Origin of the sequence: Chryseobacterium sp. D764 (genome assembly GCF_019317325.1) — a bacterium.
Lineage (GTDB): Bacteria > Bacteroidota > Bacteroidia > Flavobacteriales > Weeksellaceae > Chryseobacterium.
This window is the reverse complement of sequence record NZ_CP079219.1, coordinates 688248-712659: the sequence shown is the minus strand read 5'-3', so window position 1 is coordinate 712659 and position 24412 is coordinate 688248. Positions and strand designations below refer to the sequence as shown.

The window sequence follows — 24412 nt, the reverse complement described above, 5'->3', positions numbered from 1 at the left end:
ATTATAAATTTATAAAGTTCTTAACTATCTGATTTCCTATAATTCCCGATTTTTCAGGGTGAAACTGCACCGCATAGAAATTATCTTTCTGTAATGATGCACTGAATGGCAGGATATAATCACAAACAGATGTTGTAAAGTCTGAAAGCTCACAATAATAGCTGTGAACAAAATAAACATCACTGCTCTTTTCAATTCCAGAAAACAGTGGTGAGGTCTGCCCTGAAACTGTATTCCAGCCCATATGCGGAACAATATCTTTTGCTGGAAATTTTCTGACATTGATATCAAAGATCCCCATCCCTTCCGTATTTCCTTCTTCATTCTCTTTGCACATCAGCTGCATTCCTAAACATATTCCTAAAACAGGCTGTGTAAGGCTCGGAATCAGGAGATCAAGTTCTCTTTCTTTCAACAGCTTCATTGTTGAGGAAGCTTCTCCAACTCCGGGAAAGATTACTTTATCAGCTTTTAAAATCCTTTCAGGGTCATCAGTAATCACAGAGTCAATATTGAGTCTGTTGAGGGCATTCTGAACAGAGTTTACATTTCCGCCGTTGTATTTTATTATGGCTATCATATTTATAAACTTCCTTTTGTAGAAGGCAGACTGTAATTAGTATCTGATTGATTCACTGCCATTTTAACGGCTTTTGCAAAGGCTTTAAAGATAGATTCAATTTTGTGGTGCTCATTGTCTCCTTCCGCTTTGATATTCAGGTTGCATTTTGAAGCATCTGTAAAGGATTTAAAAAAGTGAAAAAACATTTCGGTAGGCATATCCCCAATCTTTTCTCTTTTAAACGGAGCATCCCATACTAACCAGGGTCTGCCGCCGAAATCAATAGCCACCTGAGAAAGACAGTCATCCATTGGAAGCAGGAAACCATATCGTTCGATCCCTTTTTTCTTTCCTAAAGCTTTTAAAACAGCTTCTCCCAGCACAATTCCTGTATCTTCTATCGTGTGGTGCTCATCTACGGCAAGATCTCCGTTTACTTTAACCGTAAGATCCATATTCCCGTGTCTCGCAATCTGGTCCAACATATGATCAAAAAAGTGAAGCCCTGTTGAAATATCTGAACGTCCATTTCCATCAAGATTAACTTCAATTTTAATATCTGTTTCATTGGTTTTACGGGAGACTTCAGCCTTCCTCATTCCTGATTTTAAGAACTTATAAATCTCAGACCATTTTGTTGTAGACAGTTCAGCTTCATTATTAAAGTTTTGATTAAGATAAATAGCTTTAGACTTCATATTTTTAGCAAGTTGTATATCCGTAGCTCTATCACCAATTACATACGAATTTTCCAGATCATAGTTGCCATACATGTATTTTCCCAGCATTCCGATTCCTGGTTTTCTGGTAGGAAGATTTTCATATTCAAAGCTTTTATCTATTAAAATATCACTAAAAATAATCCCTTCGTTTTCAAATGCCTGTATCATTTTTTCATGAGGTTTTATGAAATCTTCTTCGGGAAAACTGCCCGTTCCCAGCCCATCCTGATTAGTTACCATCACCAATTCATAATCCAGCTCATTAACAATTTTTGAAAGATTTTGAAAAACTCCCGGATAAAACTCAAGCTTTTCCAGAGAATCTACCTGAAAATCTGTGGGTGGTTCAACAATCAGCGTTCCGTCGCGGTCTATAAAGAGTACTTTTTTCATATGTTTTTATAAATTATTTTTAACCATTAAGCTTTTTTAAGTGATTAAGGATTATTAAGTATATAGCTGAAGCTATTCATTCAGCTATATGTATTTATCTTTGATAAAACTTAAGTTTTCTTATCATCTTATTTTTCCTTAATGGTTTATATTTTAACAAGCTATTCTATATTCCTTTTAAAAGATTAATTAATTTTTCATTTTCTGCACGATTTCCTACATTGATTCTGATACATCCCGGAATGGCAGGATCTCTTCTGCTGGTTAAAATCTCTTCTTCAAGCATTTTTCCATACACATTGTCTACATTTTCCATTTTAATCAGGAAGAAATTGGCATCCGTTGAAAATACTTTAGAAATACACGTAATTCCTTCAAACTGTTGCTTCAGCCATGCTCTTTCTTCCAAAATACGGTTTACATTTTCCTGAAGTCTGTTTTCCTGATCCAGTGTATTTAAAATGAGTTCCTGGCTCAATATATTTACGTTATAAGGTGCTTTAACCGTATTGATCAGACTGGTAATTTCTTCGGATGAATAAGCCATTCCTACTCTCGCTCCGGCAATTCCCCACGCTTTAGAAAAAGTTTGCAAAACAATCAGATTGGGGTATTTATTCAAAAGCTCCAAACTTGACTTTTTCTCGGAAAATTCTATATAAGCTTCATCTACCACAACAATTCCGTTGAAATTCTGAAGATAAAATTCAATATCATCAATACTGTTTCCGGTAGGGTTATTGGGTGAGCATAAAAAGAAAATCTTCAATGAAGGATCTGCGGCCGTCTTTAAGAAATTGTCTTTTACGATTTCAAAATTTTCATCCAAATCTAGTTTCAAGACCTTATTTTCATTAATTGCTGCATAGAAACCATACATTGCAAAAGAAGGATTCATCATCAGAATGGCATCTTTTTTAGGCTCACAGAAAATTTTAATGATAAGGTCTATCAGCTCATCGCTTCCGTTTCCTATGGCAATCTGTGAGGGAGAAACATTTTTAAGTACCGCAAGCCTGCTTTTAAGCTTTTTCTGGGTAGAATCCGGGTAACGGTTGCATTCTCCGAAAGGACTTTCATTGGCATCCAGCATAACAGGAGCATTAAATTCATTGTGATCCCTGAAACTAATGTAGGGCTGTAATTGTAATATATTTTCTCTTACTAAAGTTTTGATACTATTATTTTTCATTGTATTGCTTTTCATTTTTTGAAATTAATTTTAAACCATTAAGATGAATTGAGTTATTAAGAATAGTGAAGAAAATATCTTCAGATCTTTATTAAGCAGTAAGCTGAATTCAAATGTATTTGAATCTTAACTTTACTTAAAGTCTTTATTTTCTTAATGGTTCAATTCTTTTTTGGGTAAACACAAAGGCGCAAAGTTTTTTATTCATACATTTTTTTTAGACGTAAGAAAATCTAAGATTTTCAGCAAAGGCATGAGTATTATTTTGCGTTTTCCAACGTTTATTATTTTAATCTTATGGATACTGCATTTTTGTGGGCAAACAGGCCTTCTGCTTCTGCCATGAGTTCTATTGTTTTTCCTAGATTCTGAAGACCTTCTTTTGAAAGCTGCTGAAATGTTATTTTCTTTACAAAGCTATCCAGCGATACGCCACTGTAATTTTTTGCATAAGCATTGGTAGGAAGCGTGTGATTGGTTCCGCTGGCATAATCTCCTGCACTTTCACAAGAATAGTTACCAAGGAAAACGGAACCTGCATTCTGAACCTCCGGAATATATTTTTCAAAATCATCAATGGCAAGAATAAGGTGTTCCGGAGCATAAAGATTACTGAATTCAAGGGCTTCTTCCAACGAATTCACTACAATAAAAGAGCTGTTTTCTAAAGCCTGACCTGCAAATTCATTTCTGGGTAAGTCTTTGATTTGCTGTTCAACAGCCTCTATCGTCTCTTTAAACACTTTAAGGTCTGTAGTAATAAAAACAACCTGGCTATCACTTCCGTGTTCTGCCTGTGAAAGAAGATCGGCTGCACAAAACTCAGGAACAGCCTGCTCATCAGCTATGATAAGAACTTCACTCGGACCTGCAGGCATATCGATGGCGACTCCGTAACGCTGAGCATATTCTTTGGCAGCTACAACAAACTGATTTCCCGGACCGAAAATTTTATACACCGCAGGAATACTCTCTGTACCTAAAGTCATAGCTGCTACAGCCTGAGCGCCGCCTGTTTTAAAGATTTTTGAAATTCCGCAAAGCTTTGCTGCATACAGAATCGCAGGATTAATATTTCCGTTTTTATCCGGTGGTGTACACAGAATGATTTCTTTACAACCCGCCAGGTTTGCAGGCACCGCCAGCATCAGTACTGTAGAAAATAAAGGAGCAGTTCCTCCGGGAATATAAATCCCTACTTTCTCTACAGCGCGGTTTTCGCGCCAGCAAATCACCCCTTTTGTCGTCTCTATTTTTTGAATATCCTGTTTTTGAGAAGCGTGAAATCTGGAAATATTTTCTTTTGCCTGCTGAATTGCCTGTTTCAGTTCATCACTTATCTGTTTTTCAGCATCCTGAATTTCTGCATCAGATACTTTAATAGTTACCGTTTCTGCTTTATCAAACTTTCTGTTGAATTCTATTAAAGCTTTATCTCCGTTCGCTTCAACTTCTGCAAAAATCTCTGTGATCAAACCCGAAATTTCTTTCTGTTCAAGAACAGGACGTTTTACTAAATCTTTCCAGGTTTCTTTTGTGGGATATCTGTATATTTTCATTGTATTATTTTGAAAGTTTTTCAAACCATTAAGTCACTTATAAGTTATTGATTTTCATAAATATATTAACTGAAGTTATTTTTTTGATAAACGCAAAGACGCAAAGTTTTTTTTTATCTTTTACTTTTTTAAAGCGCAAGAAAATCTTAGATTTTCAGCAAGTGTTTGAATTATATTTTTTACTTAAAGCAGCATTCAATTTTATCGCAGATAAAATCTTTGTGCCTTAAAGCAGTATCAAATTCATTTTCATTGCTCTCTTGCGTTAACCAACGTTCACCATTATCATTTTTCTAAATAACCATTTTATCAATCGGGATGATTAAAATATCCTGGGCTCCATTGTCTTTCAGTTCATCAATCACTTCCCAGAAACGCACTTCATCAATAACAGAATGAATACTGCTCCAGCCTTCTTCTGCCAATGGAATGACTGTAGGACTCTTTAATACGGGAAGAACTTCAGCGACTTTCTGGATTTTTTCGTTGGGAACATTCATCAGAATGTATTTTGAATTTTTTGCTTTTAAAACGGCTTCAATTCTGAATACGAATTTTTCAAGAATGGCTTCTTTTTCAGTTGACAACTGAGGCGTTTGAGCCAAAACAGCCTCCGATTTCAGCAAAGTAACGGTTTCTCTTAATCCGTTTTTAAATAAGGTACTTCCGGAGCTTACAATATCACATATTCCATCTGCCAGACCAATATTAGGGGCAATTTCCACAGAACCTGAAATAACGTGAATGTCTGATACAATTCCTTTTTTTTCTAAAAAGCTTTTGAGAGTATTAGGATAAGAGGTAGCAATTTTTTTACCCTGAAAATAAGAGATTTCGTCGGTCTCTACTTCTTTGGGAACAGCCAGTGAAACACGGCATTTTGAAAATCCAAGTTTCTGGATTGTGGTGATATTTTTACCTTTTTCAATCAGAAGATTTTCGCCAAGAATAGCAACATCTACCACTCCATCTTCCAGATATTGCGGGATGTCTGAATTCCGAAGATACATGATTTCCATCGGAAAGTTATCTACTGAAACTTTGAGTTGGTCTTTACCATTGTTGACAAAGATTCCGCAGTCTTTGAGAAGCTGTAGAGATTCTTCGTAAAGCCGGCCGCTTTTTTGGATTGCAATTTTTAATTTACTCATTTTGCCTTTTTTGGGGTCCGAGTAAATAAAAACTGATCTATTGAAATTTCTGAGGAGAATTCAGGAAACAAAAAAAACCGTCTATTTACTCAGACGGTTTTAATTATTTTTTGATTTTAGCACAAACTTATATCAATCAATTCCGCCTAACAGAGATGATGATAGTAATGATGTAATGCTAAAAATACTGGTTTCATTGTATTGAATTATGATGCAAATGTAGGATTTATTTTTAAAATGCAAAGTTTTTTCAGATAATTTTTTGATAAAAATTCATCAGCTCTTTTGCAATGGGTTCGTCATTAAACTTCTGAACAAACTCGAAACCCTTTTCCTCACGGCGTTTTCTCTCGGATTCATTTTCCCAGAGAAATTTTAGTTTAGCCATGATATCAAGATCATTATCCGGATTCACATACACAGAGTCTTTTCCTCCGGCTTCCGGCAGACAACTGGTATTGCTGGTAACGACAACAGTTTTAGAAAAAAGCGCCTCAATCACAGGGATTCCAAAGCCTTCAAAGAAACTCGGATAGACAAAAATATCTGCCAGTTTATAAAGACAAGCCAGCTCGTCCATAGAAACTCCTTCAAGGAAGAGCACTTGCTTTTCCATTTTGTTTTTTTTCAGGAAACGTTCTATTTTCTGATAATATTTGGTCTTTCGTCCCACAACTACAAGAGGAATTTCCGTACCGTTGACTGCTTTTACAACATTCAAAAGATTTTTGCGCTCTTCGATGGTTCCAACATTAAGTATAAACCTTTCCGGAAGCTTAAATTTTTCTTTTACAACCTGCATCAGTTCCGGAGACTGCTTTTCTTTAAAAGCATGATGACATCCCTGATAAATAACTTCAATCTTTGTCTCAGGAACTTTTAAATACTGAATAATATCTCTTTTGGTCTGTTCTGAAATAGCGATGATTTTATCAGCCATATCAGCCGCTTTTTTAAATTTCCAGAAATGGATTTTCCTGTCAAAAAAAGAATAATACTGCGGATATCTTACAAAGATCAGATCATGAATGGTAACGACCTTTTTAATAGGTCTTGAATCCCATTTTAAAGGAAGTTCGCCAGATAATCCATGGAAAATATCAGCTTCTTGTTTTTGGGCATCTTTACCCATTTTCAACTGACGTGAAAAGTTCCCTTTTGAGGTTTCAATAAATTGAACATTAGGGCGTTCCAGAATACCTTTCCCTCTCTCCGATTTATTTTTGTTGAGTAACAGATATTCGTTATCCGGTTTGTATTCGGAGAGAATTCTTACAAGATCTCTTGAGTAATTTCCCAGACCTGAGGTATTGTGGAAAAACCGTTTTGCATCAAAGGCAATCTTCATCGTTGTATCTGTTTTTGGAATTCCTGGAATGTACCGAATGTATGTCCTTTTTGTTTTAGCCAGCCTACAAACGAATCAAATCTTTCTACCATATCTTTTCCTGAGTTTTTTACAGTAAATCCAGGAAGTTTAAAAGCTTCATCTTTGATTTCCGCAAATTCCCATGGATGGAAATAAATATTAAGATAATGGTCCTTTTTCAAGGTATCTGAAGCCAGCTTTTTATAGAAAGATAACGGAAAGTTGTGAAAACTCAGCCAAAACAAAGGAATTCTGAAGTTTGGTGATACAGAGGCCGGAACCTGGGTAACATTTCCTTTCTTAAAATAGGTTCTGGATACTTTTAAATTATTATATCTTCCCGGCAAAAACGTAGGGTTGATGGATGAATTGTATGAATACCCTGCTCTTTCTACTTCTTTTTCATCTACAGGCATCATTCTCGGCATTCTTAATCCTGTCACCTTTGTGGAAAATAGTTCTTCCAGTTTTTCTCTTGATTCCTTCAGGTGTTTGTTTTCAAATTCTGAATGAAACCATGTGTGAGAAGCCAGTTCATGGCCTTCATTTAATAACCTTTCAATAAGGTGTCTGCTGTTTTCTGCAAAAACTACTGTGGAAAAGAAAGTAGCTTTGGCATTATGTTTTTTAAGGATGTCAAGTATTCTCTCTAATCCTGTCTGTGAAATTGAAATCTGCTTTTCAAAGGGAATTTCACCCTTATATTCTAATGGCATATCAAATTCTTCAATATCAAAACTCAATAAAACCATTCTAAAATTTTTTGTTTTTAATAATATAATTAGGTCTGTCTTTCACCTGTTTAAATATTTTACCTAAATAAATCCCCATAATTCCGAGGATAATCAACTGAAGTCCTCCGAAGAAAACAATGGTCATAATCAAGGATGCCCAACCAGAGATCTCCGTCTTTGCAATGAAAGAATGAACCACATAGGTGCCATATCCGATTACTGAAAGTGCTGAAAATAAAAACCCCAGATAAGCTGCCAAATACAATGGTTTTACACTGAAAGCTGTGATTCCCGTAAAGGCAAAAGTGAACATTTTCTTAAGATTGTAGCTGCTTTTTCCTGAAAGCCTTTCTGCTGCGGTAAAATCAATTCCTGTTTGTTTGAAACCCATCCAGCTTGTCAGTCCTCTGAGGAATAAATCATCTTCATTAAAGTTTCTCATCACTTCCACTGCCCTCGCATCCAGTAATCTGAAATCTGATCCGCCTCCTTTCGTCAAATTAACGTCTGACAGACTTGATAAAAGCTTGTAAAATATGTCTGATGTTTTTCTTTTAAAAAAGGATATCTCTTTAGGATAAGTTCTGAAAGTAAAAACTACATCATAACCTTCTTCCCATTTCTGAATCATTTCCGGAATAAGCTCTGGCGGATGCTGCAGGTCTCCGTCCATCGAAATAACTGCATTTCCCTGAGCGTTATCCATTCCTGCTTTTACAGCGGGCTGATGTCCAAAATTTCTCGAAAACTCAATGAATTTCACTTCATCATATTGGTTGGAAAGTTCTTCTAATTTTTGTTGTGTATTGTCTCTGCTGCCATCATTTACAAATATGATTTCAAAGTCGTAATTATGTAAGCCATCAAAAACTTCTTTAATTTTCTGATGGATCATAGCGACATTTCCTTCTTCGTTATAGGCGGGAATTACAATTGAAATTTTCTTCATATTTATTAATTCAGGCTGTAATTTTTCTCAAAATCTTTAGTCAGGAGTTCATAAGTTACTCTCAACCAGATCACAATACAAGGTACAGCTTTTAATGAATATTTGATGATATAGTTTTCTTTTACAAATTTCGGGAATAGATCGGAAGTGGAAAAACAAGTGAAAATAATAACAAAAACAAGCAATCCTATAATAAGTGGTGTTCTTTCTTTCTGAAGGAAAAACCATATCAGAACTCCTACAACCGCAATAATATAGGTTGGAGATTCTGAACTGGAGCTGAACAATACTAAAAATAGTAAGGTTGAAGCCAGAATCATCAGTTGGAAAGCATAGTGTTTGTATTGCTTAATTCTGATATAAGGTAAAGCAAAAAGAGGTAATCCACCTGCTAAAAATATAAGGTTGGAAATGGAAGCATCTCCTAAAACTCTCCTTACAAAGCCCATCAGAGAGATATCCTGCATATTTCCCAATACCTGATTTTCACTGTTTTTTTCTACAATAGACTGAAACCAGTCTGAATAGCACTGAATCACAAATTGTGGGCTTGAATACGCCATCGGAAGTACTAAAAACAATACTGCAATGGCTATTCCTGAAAGAATAAATTTGACTTTATTTTTAATAAAGAAAAACTGCGTTAATCCTACTATTCCGTAGATTTTGACGAATATTCCTATTAAAATGGCTGTTACTGATTTTACTTCTTTTCTTTCGTAAATGTATACTGCAGATAGCAGCAAAAGCCCTGTAAGTGCTACATTGAACTGTAAACTTAAAGCCGCTGTAATGTATTCCTGAAGACAAAGCAATCCAAAAATAGCTTTCTTGCTATCTGAAAAAGGCAGTTTATAAATACCATAGATGAAGATAAAAGTATTGCCAATATTCCATAGTGAAATTCCCAGCCAATCCGGCATCATGGCAAACGGTGCAATCAATGCACTGAAAAATACGCCATAATGGTTTAAATCAAAATAAAGATCGGGATAATGGATAAATAAATTTTTCTGATGGATGGTATTAAAGAATACATTTTTAAAAATCAGATAGTTATTGATCGCATAATCTCCTCTCAGGTATTTGGAAATTGCTGTAACAACCGATATAATAAGATAAACCCCAAATATATATTTAGGGTTTAATAGTATTTTAAGGAATTTTTCTTTCAAGATTGTGGTATTAGCTTACAATATTAATCTTAAACTGCTACATTATTCTCTCTCAATGCATCATTCAGAGATGTTTTCTTGTCTGTAGATTCTTTTCTCTGACCAATGATCAATGCACATGGAACCTGATATTCTCCAGCCGGATATTGTTTCGTATAGCTTCCAGGAATTACTACTGAACGTGCAGGAACTCTTCCTTTGATTTCGATAGGGGTATCTCCTGTAACATCAATAATTTTTGTAGAAGCTGTCAATACTACGTTTGCACCCAATACTGCTTCTTTTTCTACATGAACTCCTTCTACAACGATACATCTTGAACCGATAAAGCAGTCATCTTCAATGATTACCGGAGCTGCCTGTAACGGCTCCAATACTCCACCGATACCTACACCACCACTCAGGTGAACATTTTTACCGATCTGTGCACAGCTTCCTACTGTAGCCCAAGTATCTACCATCGTTCCAGAGTCTACATAAGCTCCAATATTTACGTAAGATGGCATTAAAATAACTCCCGGAGCAATGTAAGCTCCTTCTCTTGCCACTGCATGTGGTACAACTCTCACCCCTTTTTCAGCATAGTTTCTTTTCAAAGGCATTTTATCATGAAATTCAAACGGACCTACTTCAATAGTTTCCATTTTTTGGATCGGAAAATACATTACTACAGCTTTTTTCACCCATTCATTTACCTGCCATCCGTTTTCTGTAGGTTCAGCAGTACGAAGTTCACCTTTATCAACTAAAGAAATAACCTCTCTGATCGCCTTCTGGCTGTCTTCATTTTGTAATAGTTCTCTATTATCCCAAATATTTTCAATAGTTTGTTGTAACGACATGTTTCTTATTTAAATTAGTTTGAAAAATTATACCGGCCAAAGATACAAAAAAGTTCAGCAAAACGGTTTTTAACGTTATGCTTTTAATAAAGGCTCAACATACGTTTAACCCTATTCTTATAGGTCAGGTAATTTTGTCCGTGTACTTTCATCAAATACTCCTCTTCAAGGCGTATCTGGATCTGCATCAAAATACTTCCGATCAAAAGGAAAGTCAGAGCAATGACAGTTGGGATAACAAGGAAAAAACCAACAAGGCTTACCGTCATTCCCAGAAATATAGGATTCCTGGAAAACCTGAACAGTCCACGAGTTACCAAGTCTGTTTTTGTTGTATTATCAATTCCGATCCGCCAGGAGTTTTTCATTTGAATCTGAGCTGTGATCACCCAAATTAAAGCCAGAATCATTAAAATAAATCCTGTAAATTGAATGGTAATATTCTCCAGAAAATTGATTTTAAAAGCAGAAGAAATATCGTTATAAAAAAATGAAAGAAGTATTACATACATAAACAGTGCGAATAAAACGATCTTAAAACACAGCCCTACAAGCCCATATGCAGAATCGTCCCTGGGCAGAACATTTGGGCTTTTACCAATCTGTTTTGCCACTTTGTAGCTGATACCTACAAAGGAAACAGCAAAGAAAAGTATGAAGTATAAAGGAATAAAGAATCTGATAAAATCTGCCATATGATAATAGTTTTGGACAAATTTCCTGAGTTTCGTGGTGCAATGCTATTGCAATTAACTGCAGAAAGATTACAATTACAAACATAAAAATTCTGTTCTTTTGGAGGGGAATAAATTTTTGACGGGATAGTTAAAGAATATCGTAAAACAATTTTAGGCTAAAGCCAGTTGATTGTTTGATCTTTTATTGAACGGGCTAAAGCCCGTTTCTATTGAATGCTTTATCTACTATTTTTGAGGATAATTACACCATTTTTAAATCTATTTAATCCAGAATAACGAACTCCATTGTTCTGGCAACATGTTTTTCCTGAATAATTCCCTGTGAATATGGGATATTGTGACCGGTATTGTATTTTGTTAAATACGCTTCATTAATTTCCTCAGTAAGATCATTGATATCTTGTGGGATAAGCGCTTTTATGGAATAAATAGTTTTACCACATTGGATCTCTCCTATCGGGTTTTCTAAAAATGTATTGTACCAGCTTCTTTCGGCGAGACCCCATGATCTTGCAAATACTCTGTTCTGGACAACAACCATCCAAATTTCCAGAAAGTCCGGTCTTTGAAGTCCTGCTTTTACTCCGATAATTGAATTGTTTTGAATGTAATCTAATGCACTGTCTTTATTCATTATATAAGTTTTTGGTAAAACTAGAATAAGAAAACAGGAATAAAAACTTTTTTATGTATGGGGTAAGAAATAGAATGCAGATGACTCTTTTTCTGATGTTGATGAATTTTAAAGCATCATTTTACCGAGCGCAGAATGGAGACATTCTTTATAACTTTTGGCCACGGTAATTTTCAATTCGCCGCATATGAGGTGATTGTCTTCAAAAGATTCTATATTGGTAAGGTTGACAATGTATGAATTGTGAACCCGCATAAATTCTTCCGGAAGGGTTGCAATAAGGTCTTTAAGTGTTTTGTAGTAAATATATCTTTTATGGTCTACGGTATGAACTTCTACATAATTTCCGAGTCCCTTGATGACATTAATATCTTTAAAGAAAAGCTTAACCAGCTTTTTATCTGTTTTAATGAAGGCAAATGTCCGGTTCTCTATCATTTTAAAAGATATTTTTACAGAACTCTTTGGGCATGAAGGTATGCTTTATTCCAGTATTTTTCGTTCAGAGATGAAATCATTACTCCTTTTGAGGTAGACGCATGAATGAACTTTACTTCTCCATCTGGGCCAATATCATGGACGATGCCTACATGAGACACTCTGCTTCCTCCTGCTGTTGCAAAAAACAAAAGATCCCCAGGTTTTACGTCTCTGATATCAATATTTTTTCCAGCTTCAGCCTGGTCAGAAGATCTTCTTGGAAGGTTAAAATCATTTTCTTCAAATACTTTTACGGTAAACCCGGAACAGTCGAATCCTGATGATGTATTTCCTCCGAATTTATAGGGTGTTCCGATATATTTTTCAGCATCTTTCAGAATATCATTAATTGATCTGGATACATTTCCGTCAAATTTTGAATCCAGTTTTCTGAGATTTTCAGATTTTGCAACTGTTTTCGTATTTGATTTTTTACTGCCGGAAACACTTTTCGATGATCCGCATGACACTACAAAAGCAGAAGCAATCAGTAAAACAGACCACTGCTTTATTCTTATTTTTTGTTCAAATAACCCCAATCCCATATTCGTCTGATTTATACTCGGTTAAGTAATTCTTCAACAAATATACATTTTATATTTTAATTATAATATAACTATACTACAACTATATTATAAATATATGTTAAAATTTTGATTTCAAGTATTTATTGGTATATTTGATCTCTATTTTGAATATATGGCAACATATGAAAGTCTCATCAAGATCACAGGGGCTGTAGGCGACCTTGTATTTTATACTCTGAACGGCAAAAATGTGGTTCGGAAGAAAAGCGGGTTCAATAAAGCGGCTTTTAAAAAGGATCCGTCGTATGAGAAAGTCCGGCAGAACAGTTCGGAATTCGGGCACTGCTCCAAAATTGGAAAGATTATAAGGAATACCCTGGAAGTCTATATCAAGGAAGCAGGTGATCCCCTCCTCTACCAGAAGTTCGCAAAGGTTATGACAATGATCAAAGACCTGGATATGATTTCCGGAAGGGGAAAACGAACGGTTGAAAATGGATTAAAGACTGAAGAAGGGAAAAAGCTTCTGAGAGAATTTCAGCTGGGTACTTTCCCTAATATTTCGGATTGTATCAGAATTGAGGATCAGATCCTCTATCAAAGTGAAGATTGTAGTGCTGATAAAGCCGTCATTATGACTATAAAATTAGATTCTGAAAATTACAGCACAGAATATGCTGAAGAAATAATCAGCTGGAATCAGCAACAGCAAAGGCCTTTTAAAAAATATTTTTCAGAAAATGATGTTCTCCTTTATTTTATGATCCTGAAGAATGATCACGATGAGATTACCCACATGGGATTTGTTTAAATAAAAAAGTCTGCAGTAGATTCTGCAGACTTTCTTGTTTTATTTTTTCTCTCCTTTCCAGGTTCCTGACTGTGCAGGTGTAGGAAGTGAGTTGGACCAGTTTCCGTTTCCTTTTTTTTCCGTCGTTAACGTTCCTTTGAAATCTCCTTGTGAAGGAAGTCCTACTCTTGCGTTAAGATCTCCTGTCTCACTTAAATTCCCGGAAATACTGTAGTTTTCATTATTAACATCGGAATGCATTGTTCCTACCACTTTACCACTCTCATCTACCACGAAGTTCCAAACTCCTTTATCATTTCCTTCATAAGAACCTGACCATGTTCCTACATAATCATAGATAGTATCATCATCAGAGCTGCAACCGATAAATAAAAACGCCATTAATAAAAGTAAAAAAAGTTTCTTCATAGTTTCAGTAGTTTTAACCTAAAATCCTGTTATTCTCAATGTACTTCCCTCCTAAAAATTCCGTCACAGAGAATAGTGCTTAATATTTATTATTTTTTTGTTCCGTGCAAATCTACTAATTTTTTCATTCAAATTATCTGAATTTTAATTAGCACCCAATATGTTTATTAAAAAACAACATATTTTGGCTAAAATACAAATATTTTTCAAACAAATACAAGGTGTATCAGCTTTGAGTTATTTAAAAAACGCTATCTGAAATTTGATATTATTTTATTCAATATCTGTTTACAATTACTTTATATTAGATTTCAGACGATTTCTACACCAGTTTTAAAGTTATTTCCTATATTCGTGAAAAATTTAACCTTTTCAAATAATAACATGAAAACAAAAACATTCTTTTTGGCAGCACTTGCTATTGGCGGGAGTTTAACAGCACAGGTTGGGATTAACACATCTACTCCTTCTCATACGCTAGATGTCAATGGTCTGGTAAGAGTAAGAGGACTTTCAAATGCTGAAAAAAAAATTGTTGCGGCGGATGCACAAGGAGTTTTAACCCTTATATCTCCTGAAGAAATTTTTGCTCCGAAAGCTTTATTGAACACGTCTACTTCTTCCACTGAACAAAGGCTGACCATCTATGAAGGAAAATGCTTTCAACCTACTGATAACGCTTCTTCCTGCACCGTTTCTTTAAATCACTATACCTCCTGTTCCGGATTTACCAATCCTGTAGACACCCAAATTATTGTGGGACAGAGCATCAATACGGGTAACGGACAGTTTTTAGGAACCTGGACAGCCCGATATGTTGATAATAAAGGATTCAGTGGAACAACTGCTGTTGCCAACCAGGTTGCACCGGATTATCCAAGAATCTCCTACCCAACAGCTAATAATGTAAACTATTTAGGAAGCGGTAACTTCAATGGTCAATGTAATACAGATCTTGTAACAACGATTAACCAGACCACCGGAGATATAAAAGTAGAGTCTGTGAAACGAAATATGTTTGCACATCTTGTGTATCTTATCAACATCGCTCGTTCCAGATCTTTATAATAGTCGATATTTGATTTCAAAAGAGGCAGCTGCAATTCAATTGTAGCTGTTTTTTTATCTAAGAATCAAACATTTCCATTTAGTTTAATAACTTTAACTTTCATGTTTTAATCAAAGACTTTAATAATTCTTGTTTTAAGCTGTAGATAATCATCCTATTTTTGTTTGAACGAAAACAGAATACATCACTTAAAAATTGTACTATTATACTATGAAACAGATACTGACTGAAGAAATTTTTTCCTCACCGCAATGGTTAAAAATAATCTGTTATTTTTTCGGACCTCTCTTAATTGTGACCGGATTTGGTCTTCTCATGCAGAAAGACCTTCCAAAGGAGATTATTTTTCTGGTACCTATACTTTTGCTGATTGCTGTGAGTATGTTAATGTATACCCGACTAAAATTAATTATTTCAAATACAAATATCCGATTTACTGGAGGTCTGAAACGGCATCAATTTCTCTGGACTGACATTACAGGAATAGATATGAAAATAGTTGGGAAATATCAAACTCCAGTCTGTACTGTATATTATGGCAAAAAATCACTGGAACTCCATAGAGGTTTTTATTTAAAAGGAAATTTCAATAGAATCTTATCATTGCTGGAAATGAAGACCGCACCGGAACTATTTACAGAACAATATCAAGCGATCCGTCGTCAATATCTTACTAACTGTCATGCAAACTAATCATTTACAACAAATTCTTATTTTCCATGAGAAAAGAGAAAGCTTCCTTCACTGTTTGCTCAGAATTTTTTGGATAAAAGCCTAGTTCATTTCTGGATTTAGATATATCAAAGTTCTGTTGTAATCCCGAAAACATTGCAATCTCTTTTGTAGTTAATAACGGAGGTTTTCCAGTTATTTTAGCTGAAAATTCCATTAACCCTGCAATTGCATATAGTATAAACTTAGGAACAGAGCCTGGTATTTTGATTTTCAATTCCGGATAAAGTTTCTGAGCCAATTTGGTCGTGTCAGTAATAGTCATGCATTTTTCATGAGCTAAAATATATCGTTCCCCTGAGCGCCCTTTTTGTGCAGCAAGATAGCATCCTTCGGCGACATCTTTTACATCTATCCAATTAAGTGTTATTTTGGTATCCATTGGAATTTGCTTATTTAAAATTAGCTTCAGTACACCATAAGAGACATTCAAAGGAAGAAATGCCTCACCACCTATCATCGCACCAGGCATTACGGATACCAGTTCTATTCCTAATTCTTTGGCAAGTTGAAAGGCCAGTTTTTCACCATCGTTTTTGGAATTATAATACATATCTCGGCGGTCTGGATTATACCCATTGCTTTCTTTAGTAGGGAGATTGGTGTAATCTAAAGCCGCAATAGAACTTACATAGACAATTCTTTTTACACCCGCTTCAGCAGCGGCTTGAATAGTATTCCGGGTTCCATTTATATTTACGTCGTAGATTTCCTTTTTAGGATCTTTTGCCCACAATTTGAATGAAGCTCCTACAGCATAAAACGTATGAACATCCTGAAGAGCCTTAATAAATGAAACTTTGTCCGTAATATCAGCCTGTACTACTTCGCAGTCTAAATCCTTGAAACATTCTCTATTTTTGATGTTGCGGACAGATGCCCGGACCTGAAATCCTTTATTGATGAGTAACCTTACAAGGTTGTTGCCCAAATGTCCATTGGCTCCTGACACCAATACTAAGTTTCTGCTTGTCATATCTTTTTGATTTTAAATGATACTGCAAAGTTCAGTGTTGCCCATTCAAAATCACTTCACAAATGTTACTTAACAATCTGTTTTCGGATACGGCTCAAACTTTTAGGATTCATCCCTAAAAAAGATGCAATATACTGCATAGGGACATTGTGTAAAATTTCAGGGTTTTGAGCCATCAGCTTTAAATAACGTTTTTCGGCAGTAAGCGTTGCCAGCTCCTTTGCACGTTTTTCATTGTAGGATAATGATTGCTGAAATATCAAAAAACTAAAGTCTTTAAATGCAGGACTTTGCTGCATAAGCAGATCAAGATCAGTCTTTGTAATTCGTAAAAGCTCACATTCAGTAATGCACTCCAGATTCTCATCAGATTTACTCTGATTGGCAAAGTTAGAATAAGAGGTAATGAAGCCGGGAGGACAGTTGATATGGGTGGTTATCTCATCTCCTCTATCATTATAATGGAAAAGCCGGACAAATCCAGAAACCACAAAATACAAGTACTGTGGTATTTTTTCTTCTTCCTCAATTACTCTATTTTTTAGATACGAGACAGGTTCGAAATATTGAGTACACAGCTCTCTGTCTGAATCTGAGAGCTTTACGTTTTTCGAAATAAGTTGGTACAGCTGATCATGCATAATATGACAAAAATAACAACTTCTACCTTAAAATCTCTTAACTTCTGTAATGGATAAGACTTCTCATCAAGATATAGTTCTGGTATTATTATTTTTTTATAGATGAACTAATTCAATTGCAGGAAATCCTTAATTGTTTTCAATACCCCAAAACTATCGTTAGTAGAAGCTTCAAAATTAGCGATCTGTTTCACATGAGGATGGGCATTTTTCATTGCATAGGAATATTTGGCATTCTTCAGCATTTCTATATCGTTCATATAATCTCCGAAAGCCATCGTGTTTTCAGAAGAAATTCCCAGAGACTTCTGGAGTATTTTCAGGGCATTTCCTTTATTGATATCTTTATTCATGACATCAAGCCAATGCGCTCCGGAAATAACAACTTCGAGGCCCAGGTCTTCAAATTTTTTAAGGGCAGGATAAAGATACTTTTCAGAACCATCAGGATGATAAACAGCAATTTTAAAGGCTGTATCATCAATCTTTTCCGTCAGATCATCTTTTTTCATATTTTGGGTATAGTACTTTGAGAAAAAATCCACGAACTGCTGATCATCGGTTTCATAATAAGCATATTTCTTAGCTGACAATACAGCTTTGGCTCCCGGTATTTCACGAACAGTCTTTATGATCTCCACAATATGTTCATACTCCAGAGTATCAGCAAAAAGTTCCTGATCTTTATAAACCACATAGCCACCATTTTCAGCAATAAAACCTATCTCACTCTCTATATCCCCGAAATAATGGGTAATTCCAGGCATCTGCCTTCCGCTTGCCGGTACAAATAAAATATTTCTTTTTTTCAGTTCTTTGTAAACATCCGAAAATTCAGGGCTCATTTCATGACTGGAATTCAGAAAAGTTCCGTCCATGTCAGTAACAATTAATTTAATATGCTCCATAATATAGGTCAGTGAACAAATAAAGGATAAAACTTAGATGTTCATTAATAGAAAATAATGTAATCGAATATAAAACAATACATATAACTTATTTAAATTCTTTTAAGGAATAAAAAGATCAATTAGCGTGATTCCATAAAGAAAACATCATCTTATATTTCTAGTGTTAAAGATAGATTATTAAAATTAAAAAATACTATTAAAACAGTTAATTCTATATTACGATATCTATATCAATCACAGAAAATAATTGTCTGATAGTTGTGATAAACTTTACAAATCATCCAGGTCAACTGCTTTGTTCAACTGTTTATAAAACAAATGGAATAGCTGCAATTTTTATGAGTTCTTTGAAAATTTTGTTCATTGGGAGATAAAAAAATCCTGCAAAAAATTAAATTTTGCAGGATTAATAAGCTTTTAGCGCATTTTGAAGATTTTTTCAAATACACCAAGTGGAGAATACGGGATTCGAACCCGTGACCTTTTGACTGCCAGTCAAACGCGCTAGCCAACTGCGCCAATCCCCCATGTCTTCTCTAATTGCGAAGCGGGTACAAAAGTAAGTATTTAAATGATATTTCCAACTATTTTGTAATTTTTATTGAACTAAAATTAAATAAAATGATGCGCAAAGACAATAAAAGCCACTATTAATCATCGAATAACGTCTCAATATCCCCTATATATCTGGTTTACCCCAATTTTTTTTATGTAAATCCTCCCTATAAACCAAACAGTATTATGATCACAGTCATAGCTTAATGCATCTCCATTAATTAAATTTGAATTCCAGAAATTTATTTTCTGAAAACATACATTTTTTTGCCTCCTGATGTCCGGGAGGTTTTTCTTTTTAAGAAAATTCCTTTCTTAAACCAGCTTAAGTATATTCCAGTGTTCTCTTTATAACTTTGTCGCACAGAAATTAAGTACTGGAGATTCATTTTTTAACAATCTATTTTATACCACATGAAAAAAAAGGTTTTACATATAAACTGCCATCCACTTTTTAATGATAACACCCATGCAACGGTTCAGTTATCGGATTGTGGCTTGGAATTTTTATCCCAGATTGAAAACATTGAAATCAATACTCTTAATTTGTACGACAGTACTGCGGCCATTATTCCCAGAATAGATGAAACATTGCTTTCTTTATGGAAAAAAAATAGTGAGACGCCCAATGAAGAGGAAACGGTTTTGCAAAAAGCACAGGAAAAACTATTGCAGCAGTGGATTGAGGCTGATTATATTCTCATATACTCTCCCCTGCACAACTTCAACATCACTTCAAAGTTCAAAGATCTTGTTGATAACATTCTTATTGCAGGGCGTACGTTTAAATACACTTCAAATGGTTCAGTAGGTTTATTGTCCGACGATAAAAAGATTATGTATGTGCAGTGCAGCGGAAGTGAATACAGCCGTGATTTCAGATATGTGAATGCAGATCATTCCACCCAATATGTCAGAACCATATTAAGTTTTATGGGAATAAACCAACTTCAGTTGATCCGTGTTGAAGGATTGGATTTAAGATCTAATCATAGACCAGCACTTATTGACAAAGGAAAAGCAGAACTACATAGCTGTTTACAGACGTATTTTAATCATTAATAAAAAAATTGTCATCACTGAGTACCTTATTAGTCTTTCCCCACTTAAAACTGGGGTTTTGCTTTTTTAGAAAAAAAATGTATTCTATAGAGAATACGGGATTCGAACCCGTGACCTTTTGACTGCCAGTAAAACGCGTTATAAAACAGCAAATGAATCCAATAAACACCAGCTGTAGGAGTATAAAAAAGGCCGGATAACCGACCTTTATGATTTAATGAACTTCCGGATCCCATGGCGCTTTAATAATAACGCTACAAGCAAAAATACAAGATTCCATTGAGCCAAATTCTCCAATATATCTGGTACCACAGTTACATGCAAAGCCTCCTCCAATTGTTTTTAAGGCATTTCTTGATAATTTTTTCATAATAAAAATTTTTGATTAGGCTGTAAAATTAAAGATGGACAAAATCCAAGGCAAGAAACAATTAGTAAGTGTGAATGGATAGACAATAAGTGTAATCAAATAACCAAAATCATAAAAACGTTGGAATTATTATTTGAATCTTGTAAAAGATGAACTATCAATATTTCAGCATGGAATAAAGATCATTTCATAAAGCATAAGTAAATACCCATAATAAAAAATCCCTCTTGATGAGGGACTGTATTTTAAAAATCTGGACATTCCATTGTATTTTCTCTCCAGTAGCATTGTGGTATCGGACTGTTAGGGCAATGCATTTCTCTTTGTCCCGGTAAACATACCTTTTGCCCTCCATTAATACTTCTTAATTTCTCCTTAGAAATTTTCTTTAAATTTTTCATGGTTTTGATTTTAGTTTAGGATCAAATATAAAAATTATTCCTAAATAAGAGATTTAACATAAAAAAAATAATCGTTATGGGTTTCCGTAACCAGAATACATTCTATAAAAGTAACTTAGAAATATGAAAGAATTTATTATAGACTGCTTATTATTTCAAAGTTCGGATTGGCTTGAAAAACTATTCGGAATCATCACTTGGCTATGTTCCCCAATAGGATGGATTGTTTTAGTTTATTATCTCTTTTTTTAGTAGCATCTACTCCACAGAAAACAGCGAGGAATAAAAAACTGGAGCCTTTGATCACATACAACCTGCCCATCGAAGAACAAAATATTTTGGGATTTCATTTTTACTTAATACGCGTAGAATACCGCTGTATATATAAAACTACAACACTGTGTATTTTTCATAAAATGGAGTTATCTTTATTCTCACAATAATTAAAGTAACTAAATCATTACATATCAAACAGGATATAGTCATGGTCCTGTACCATTTTTTAATTGTAAAGGTAATCCAGTCACCCTTTTCGATCAATTGGTACATCTTTTTCTTGAAATACCTCATAATATGTTCCTTCCTCTTTCCTTTTAATGAAAATAAGTCTTTCATAATCTTTGATAATCTTTAATAATTTTAGTTTAACAAGCTTTTATGTTATCCTTATTTCATGGTTAGTTTTATTATTCCAAATATAGTGAAATATGAGTTCTGACATTATGACTTAGATCATAAAACTTATGTTAAAATATATTAAATCCCTTCTGGCAGGGATTTTTTTATTCTAGATGGTCGTGAAGGAATTAAAAAAAGCAAGCAAAAAATGTGGTATTTTTTTTCCAAAAATTGCTGAATATGGTTTGCTTTTTGTTGTGCGTTTTATAAATTTTTTAAAAATAATTCATTATTAACTTATAAAATTTAAAGACATGATAATAAGTAAAGATTTATTATTAGCCTACGGTGCAAATTATGAAAGTTTTGAAGCGAATCAAACGATTTTTCATGAAGGAAATTTGCCAAAGTTTTATTATCAGATTATTAATGGTATTGTTGAACTAAACAATTATCACGAAGACGGCAAAGAATTTATTCAAAACATTTTGTATGACGGAGAAAGTTTTGGAGAATCTTTTCTCTTTGATGAAAAGGTATATCCTACCAATGCTACAGCTAAAACTACCTGTACTGTTCTTAAATTATCCAAAACGGATTTCTTCAGTTTACTGGAACAAAATCCGGAAGTTTCCTCCAAAATGTTTAAATGCCTGGCTGAGCGGCTATATTACAAATATGTGATGTTATTTAATGTTTCCTCACCGAATCCCTTAAATAAGCTCAAAACGGTAATGGATTATCTGAAGGGTAATAATGATAATAACAAATATTCATTCCAGATTCCCCTCACCAGACAGCAGTTAGCTAATTTAACGGGACTACGCGTGGAAACAGTTATCAGAACAATAAAAAAAATGCATAATGCACATTTAATAAAAGTTCAGAACAGGAAGATATTTTATTAAAAATCAGGAATTCAGTAATAACAGATAAAAATAATTTTAGAGGCACCCTGAAAAGGATGCCTCTAAACATATATTAAGACATTTGTGTATTGTTTTCAGTCAATTGCTGTTAGTCAAACAATGATAAAGCAGCAAGATTCCCATAATTAAAATTTATATTTTCAGAACCTGTTTATGAATCAATATCGCTATTGTTCTACGATCGTCAGAGAATTGTATGCTCCGCTTCCTGATATATCAAATTGGCTTATTGTACCGTCAAACGCTACTGTGATCCAGGTAAAAGGTCTTAACCGGTCTCCTTTGTTCAAATAAACACTTACGGTACATGCAGAACCTACTGCCACAGCATTGGGACTGGCTCCTGTATCAGAAGCATATCCATTATTTGTTTTTACCCTTTGAGTGATTGTACCTCCCTGATTTCTGACCTCCCAAATGGCTTCTGTCTGGTTATTTCCTCCAGTATTAACCTGGCTGGACTGCAGTGCAAAAGTAAAGGTCGCAAAATATACTCCGGTTCGGGGAGCAACAAACTCTCCTGTAGCCGGATCAAAATTGTTTGTAGGCACCCCTGAATCTGAGTCAAGTTTTTCTACCCAATTGGTTAAGTAGGACGACCTGCGCTGTACAATACCAGGTTTAGTTCCTATTTCTGAGGGTGTTGCACTTTCAAACAGATAGGTATCCTGGGTTACCTTATTGGCCATTACTACAATACGGGGTTTACCTTTAGGAAAAAAACTTACCCAGTTTATACCATCAGAAAATTCTAAATATCCTTTTACCCCAATGGCCGGACTTGCAACATACCGTAAAGCTCCTGCCCCAGCCTGGCTGGCCATTTTATCTGTATTGCCTATTGCCACTGAACCATTATTTCCACTGCGTAAATCTACAGCAACCCTGGGACTGGGAACCATTACTCCCAACCTTCCCGTATTGTCTATAACAACCTTCCCGGCATCGGTATTGATTTCAACGGGATTTGTAGGATTTCCTACTCCAAATCCTATTTGTGCACTCACATGAAGCACTCCCAGAAGCAGAAGAGTGAAGACTAAGGATATTTCTTTGATTTTATATGGCTGTATCATCATTTTATTTTTATAGCTCACTAATACTTAGATTATTTAATTTTCCATCATTTAAGGTATTCCTTGCAGAACCTAGATTATGTTTAACGCTGAATTTAATCGTATTACCTGTCTTCAGGTTGAAAATGGCGTTACAGTTTCCGCTTATAAAATTGCTTACTGCTCCTGCCTGAAACGCAGGATAAGAGTTTAATGTTTTGAATATGGGAATATTCTCAGTGCTCTGATTACTTTCTATTGCGGTTTCTATAAAAGTATTTTTAGGAATGTTTCCATTAGCTAGTGTAATATTAAAAGACACCAGATAAAATCCGTCGCGGGGAGCTGTAAAAGTACCATTGGAAGGATCAAAGTCCCCATTGGGAACAGCAGTACCTAAATCAACAGTCTCATTCCAGCCTGATATTGGAGTGGATGTATTATTTCCAATACTTTGCACAGAGGTCTTATTGGCATTCACAAGTGCTTTGGTTGGCGCTGTAAGAGGCAGGGCAATCCATTGCTCTCCATCTGAGTATTCTAAAAATCCACTTGTATTATAACGTATAGCACCGGCACCGGCCTCAACCGGTGTTTGTACACTTGTTCCCAGCCCTATAATTCCTTTATTATCTGCAGAACGAAGATCCAGCTTAGTAACAGGATTCAGCAGACCAATTCCCATGTTGCCTGTTGTGCTTACAACGATATCATTAGATAATTTCAATGCATCCGGGGTATTACCGTTGTCTTTTGCGGCATCTATATGTAAAGTCTGTGCAGGATTATGAGTAAAAATACCTACCTGCGCAACGAGATTACCTGAGGAAAAACATAAAATATAGGCAAGCAGTGTATAGAGTATATTCCTATTCTTTTTCATCATA

At 34.9% G+C, this 24412-nt stretch carries 27 protein-coding genes and 1 tRNA gene; 5 read left to right on the top strand and 23 right to left on the bottom strand.

Going from position 1 to position 24412, the window contains the following annotated elements; genetic code table 11:
• Position 1 precedes the first annotated feature (1 nt).
• The 14 genes from hisH to KYG33_RS03040 all read right to left on the bottom strand — a co-directional run bounded on the left by hisH (position 2) and on the right by KYG33_RS03040 (position 13005).
• Positions 2-580, bottom strand: coding sequence for an imidazole glycerol phosphate synthase subunit HisH (gene hisH / locus KYG33_RS03105; RefSeq protein ID WP_077417585.1), 579 nt, complete (start codon positions 578-580; stop codon positions 2-4).
• A gap of 2 nt (positions 581-582) precedes the next feature.
• Positions 583-1677: a bifunctional histidinol-phosphatase/imidazoleglycerol-phosphate dehydratase HisB gene (gene hisB / locus KYG33_RS03100; protein ID WP_180563694.1), complete on the bottom strand. Its 1095-nt coding sequence runs from the start codon at positions 1675-1677 to the stop codon at positions 583-585.
• 166 nt (positions 1678-1843) lie between these two features.
• Positions 1844-2884, bottom strand: coding sequence for a histidinol-phosphate transaminase (hisC, locus tag KYG33_RS03095; RefSeq protein ID WP_257468903.1), 1041 nt, complete (start codon positions 2882-2884; stop codon positions 1844-1846).
• Between the two features lie 269 nt (positions 2885-3153).
• Positions 3154-4428, bottom strand: a complete 1275-nt coding sequence (hisD, locus tag KYG33_RS03090) for a histidinol dehydrogenase (protein ID WP_219072652.1) — start codon at positions 4426-4428, stop codon at positions 3154-3156.
• Positions 4429-4721: 293 nt separating this feature from the next.
• On the bottom strand, positions 4722-5579 hold the full coding sequence (hisG, locus tag KYG33_RS03085; protein WP_077417667.1) for an ATP phosphoribosyltransferase: 858 nt from the start codon (positions 5577-5579) through the stop codon (positions 4722-4724).
• A gap of 250 nt (positions 5580-5829) precedes the next feature.
• Complete coding sequence (locus tag KYG33_RS03080; protein WP_219072651.1) at positions 5830-6927, bottom strand: glycosyltransferase family 4 protein; 1098 nt, start codon at positions 6925-6927, stop codon at positions 5830-5832.
• A complete protein-coding gene (locus tag KYG33_RS03075; RefSeq protein ID WP_077417670.1) occupies positions 6924-7700 on the bottom strand; it encodes a polysaccharide deacetylase family protein in 777 nt (258 codons plus the stop codon). Before KYG33_RS03075 ends, KYG33_RS03080 begins: the two co-directional genes overlap by 4 nt.
• Position 7701: 1 nt before the next feature.
• On the bottom strand, positions 7702-8631 hold the full coding sequence (locus tag KYG33_RS03070) for a glycosyltransferase family 2 protein (protein ID WP_219072650.1): 930 nt from the start codon (positions 8629-8631) through the stop codon (positions 7702-7704).
• A 5-nt stretch (positions 8632-8636) separates the two neighbouring features.
• Positions 8637-9806 carry a glycosyltransferase family 87 protein gene (locus KYG33_RS03065; RefSeq protein ID WP_219072649.1) on the bottom strand — a complete coding sequence of 390 codons (1170 nt, stop codon included), beginning with the start codon at positions 9804-9806 and terminating at the stop codon, positions 8637-8639.
• Between the two features lie 29 nt (positions 9807-9835).
• Positions 9836-10648 carry a 2,3,4,5-tetrahydropyridine-2,6-dicarboxylate N-succinyltransferase gene (locus KYG33_RS03060; protein ID WP_077417676.1) on the bottom strand — a complete coding sequence of 271 codons (813 nt, stop codon included), beginning with the start codon at positions 10646-10648 and terminating at the stop codon, positions 9836-9838.
• Between the two features lie 83 nt (positions 10649-10731).
• Complete coding sequence (locus KYG33_RS03055) at positions 10732-11343, bottom strand: methyltransferase family protein (RefSeq protein ID WP_180563687.1); 612 nt, start codon at positions 11341-11343, stop codon at positions 10732-10734.
• 265 nt (positions 11344-11608) lie between these two features.
• The gene (locus KYG33_RS03050; protein ID WP_077417680.1) at positions 11609-11980 is read right to left on the bottom strand and encodes a DUF2255 family protein; all 372 of its coding nucleotides are present in this window, start codon (positions 11978-11980) and stop codon (positions 11609-11611) included.
• Positions 11981-12088: 108 nt separating this feature from the next.
• Positions 12089-12418, bottom strand: a complete 330-nt coding sequence (locus tag KYG33_RS03045) for a LytR/AlgR family response regulator transcription factor (RefSeq protein ID WP_077417682.1) — start codon at positions 12416-12418, stop codon at positions 12089-12091.
• Between the two features lie 14 nt (positions 12419-12432).
• Complete coding sequence (locus KYG33_RS03040) at positions 12433-13005, bottom strand: C40 family peptidase (protein WP_081996791.1); 573 nt, start codon at positions 13003-13005, stop codon at positions 12433-12435.
• A 154-nt stretch (positions 13006-13159) separates the two neighbouring features.
• On the opposite strand from KYG33_RS03040, the gene KYG33_RS03035 reads away from it, so the two are divergent.
• On the top strand, positions 13160-13798 hold the full coding sequence (locus KYG33_RS03035) for a hypothetical protein (RefSeq protein ID WP_219072648.1): 639 nt from the start codon (positions 13160-13162) through the stop codon (positions 13796-13798).
• Positions 13799-13837: 39 nt separating this feature from the next.
• Here the strand turns inward: KYG33_RS03035 and KYG33_RS03030 are convergent, their stop codons facing one another.
• Positions 13838-14206, bottom strand: a complete 369-nt coding sequence (locus KYG33_RS03030) for a hypothetical protein (protein ID WP_180563685.1) — start codon at positions 14204-14206, stop codon at positions 13838-13840.
• A gap of 384 nt (positions 14207-14590) precedes the next feature.
• Between KYG33_RS03030 and KYG33_RS03025 the strand changes: the two genes are divergently transcribed.
• Positions 14591-15274: a hypothetical protein gene (locus KYG33_RS03025; RefSeq protein ID WP_219072647.1), complete on the top strand. Its 684-nt coding sequence runs from the start codon at positions 14591-14593 to the stop codon at positions 15272-15274.
• 211 nt (positions 15275-15485) lie between these two features.
• On the top strand, positions 15486-15968 hold the full coding sequence (locus KYG33_RS03020) for a hypothetical protein (protein WP_077417692.1): 483 nt from the start codon (positions 15486-15488) through the stop codon (positions 15966-15968).
• Between the two features lie 4 nt (positions 15969-15972).
• Here the strand turns inward: KYG33_RS03020 and KYG33_RS03015 are convergent, their stop codons facing one another.
• The 4 genes from KYG33_RS03015 to KYG33_RS03000 all read right to left on the bottom strand — a co-directional run bounded on the left by KYG33_RS03015 (position 15973) and on the right by KYG33_RS03000 (position 19062).
• Positions 15973-16983, bottom strand: coding sequence for an NAD-dependent epimerase/dehydratase family protein (locus tag KYG33_RS03015; protein ID WP_077417694.1), 1011 nt, complete (start codon positions 16981-16983; stop codon positions 15973-15975).
• A 65-nt stretch (positions 16984-17048) separates the two neighbouring features.
• Positions 17049-17624 carry a Crp/Fnr family transcriptional regulator gene (locus tag KYG33_RS03010; RefSeq protein ID WP_077417696.1) on the bottom strand — a complete coding sequence of 192 codons (576 nt, stop codon included), beginning with the start codon at positions 17622-17624 and terminating at the stop codon, positions 17049-17051.
• A gap of 107 nt (positions 17625-17731) precedes the next feature.
• Complete coding sequence (locus tag KYG33_RS03005) at positions 17732-18502, bottom strand: HAD family hydrolase (protein WP_232538939.1); 771 nt, start codon at positions 18500-18502, stop codon at positions 17732-17734.
• Between the two features lie 486 nt (positions 18503-18988).
• Positions 18989-19062: transfer RNA gene (locus KYG33_RS03000), tRNA-Ala, on the bottom strand.
• 442 nt (positions 19063-19504) lie between these two features.
• Between KYG33_RS03000 and KYG33_RS02995 the strand changes: the two genes are divergently transcribed.
• Complete coding sequence (locus tag KYG33_RS02995) at positions 19505-20152, top strand: FMN-dependent NADH-azoreductase (protein WP_219072646.1); 648 nt, start codon at positions 19505-19507, stop codon at positions 20150-20152.
• Between the two features lie 214 nt (positions 20153-20366).
• Here the strand turns inward: KYG33_RS02995 and KYG33_RS02990 are convergent, their stop codons facing one another.
• Positions 20367-20522: a hypothetical protein gene (locus KYG33_RS02990; protein ID WP_180563681.1), complete on the bottom strand. Its 156-nt coding sequence runs from the start codon at positions 20520-20522 to the stop codon at positions 20367-20369.
• 245 nt (positions 20523-20767) lie between these two features.
• A complete protein-coding gene (locus KYG33_RS02985; protein WP_219072645.1) occupies positions 20768-20923 on the bottom strand; it encodes a bacteriocin-like protein in 156 nt (51 codons plus the stop codon).
• A 932-nt stretch (positions 20924-21855) separates the two neighbouring features.
• Here KYG33_RS02985 and KYG33_RS02980 point away from each other — a divergent pair.
• Positions 21856-22449 carry a Crp/Fnr family transcriptional regulator gene (locus KYG33_RS02980; protein ID WP_180563680.1) on the top strand — a complete coding sequence of 198 codons (594 nt, stop codon included), beginning with the start codon at positions 21856-21858 and terminating at the stop codon, positions 22447-22449.
• A 188-nt stretch (positions 22450-22637) separates the two neighbouring features.
• Here the strand turns inward: KYG33_RS02980 and KYG33_RS02975 are convergent, their stop codons facing one another.
• Together KYG33_RS02975 and KYG33_RS02970 are read right to left on the bottom strand one after the other, a co-directional pair.
• Positions 22638-23549 carry a hypothetical protein gene (locus KYG33_RS02975; protein ID WP_180563679.1) on the bottom strand — a complete coding sequence of 304 codons (912 nt, stop codon included), beginning with the start codon at positions 23547-23549 and terminating at the stop codon, positions 22638-22640.
• A gap of 7 nt (positions 23550-23556) precedes the next feature.
• Entirely contained in the window at positions 23557-24411 is an 855-nt protein-coding gene (locus KYG33_RS02970; RefSeq protein WP_228408861.1) for a hypothetical protein, read from the bottom strand.
• Position 24412 lies beyond the last annotated feature (1 nt).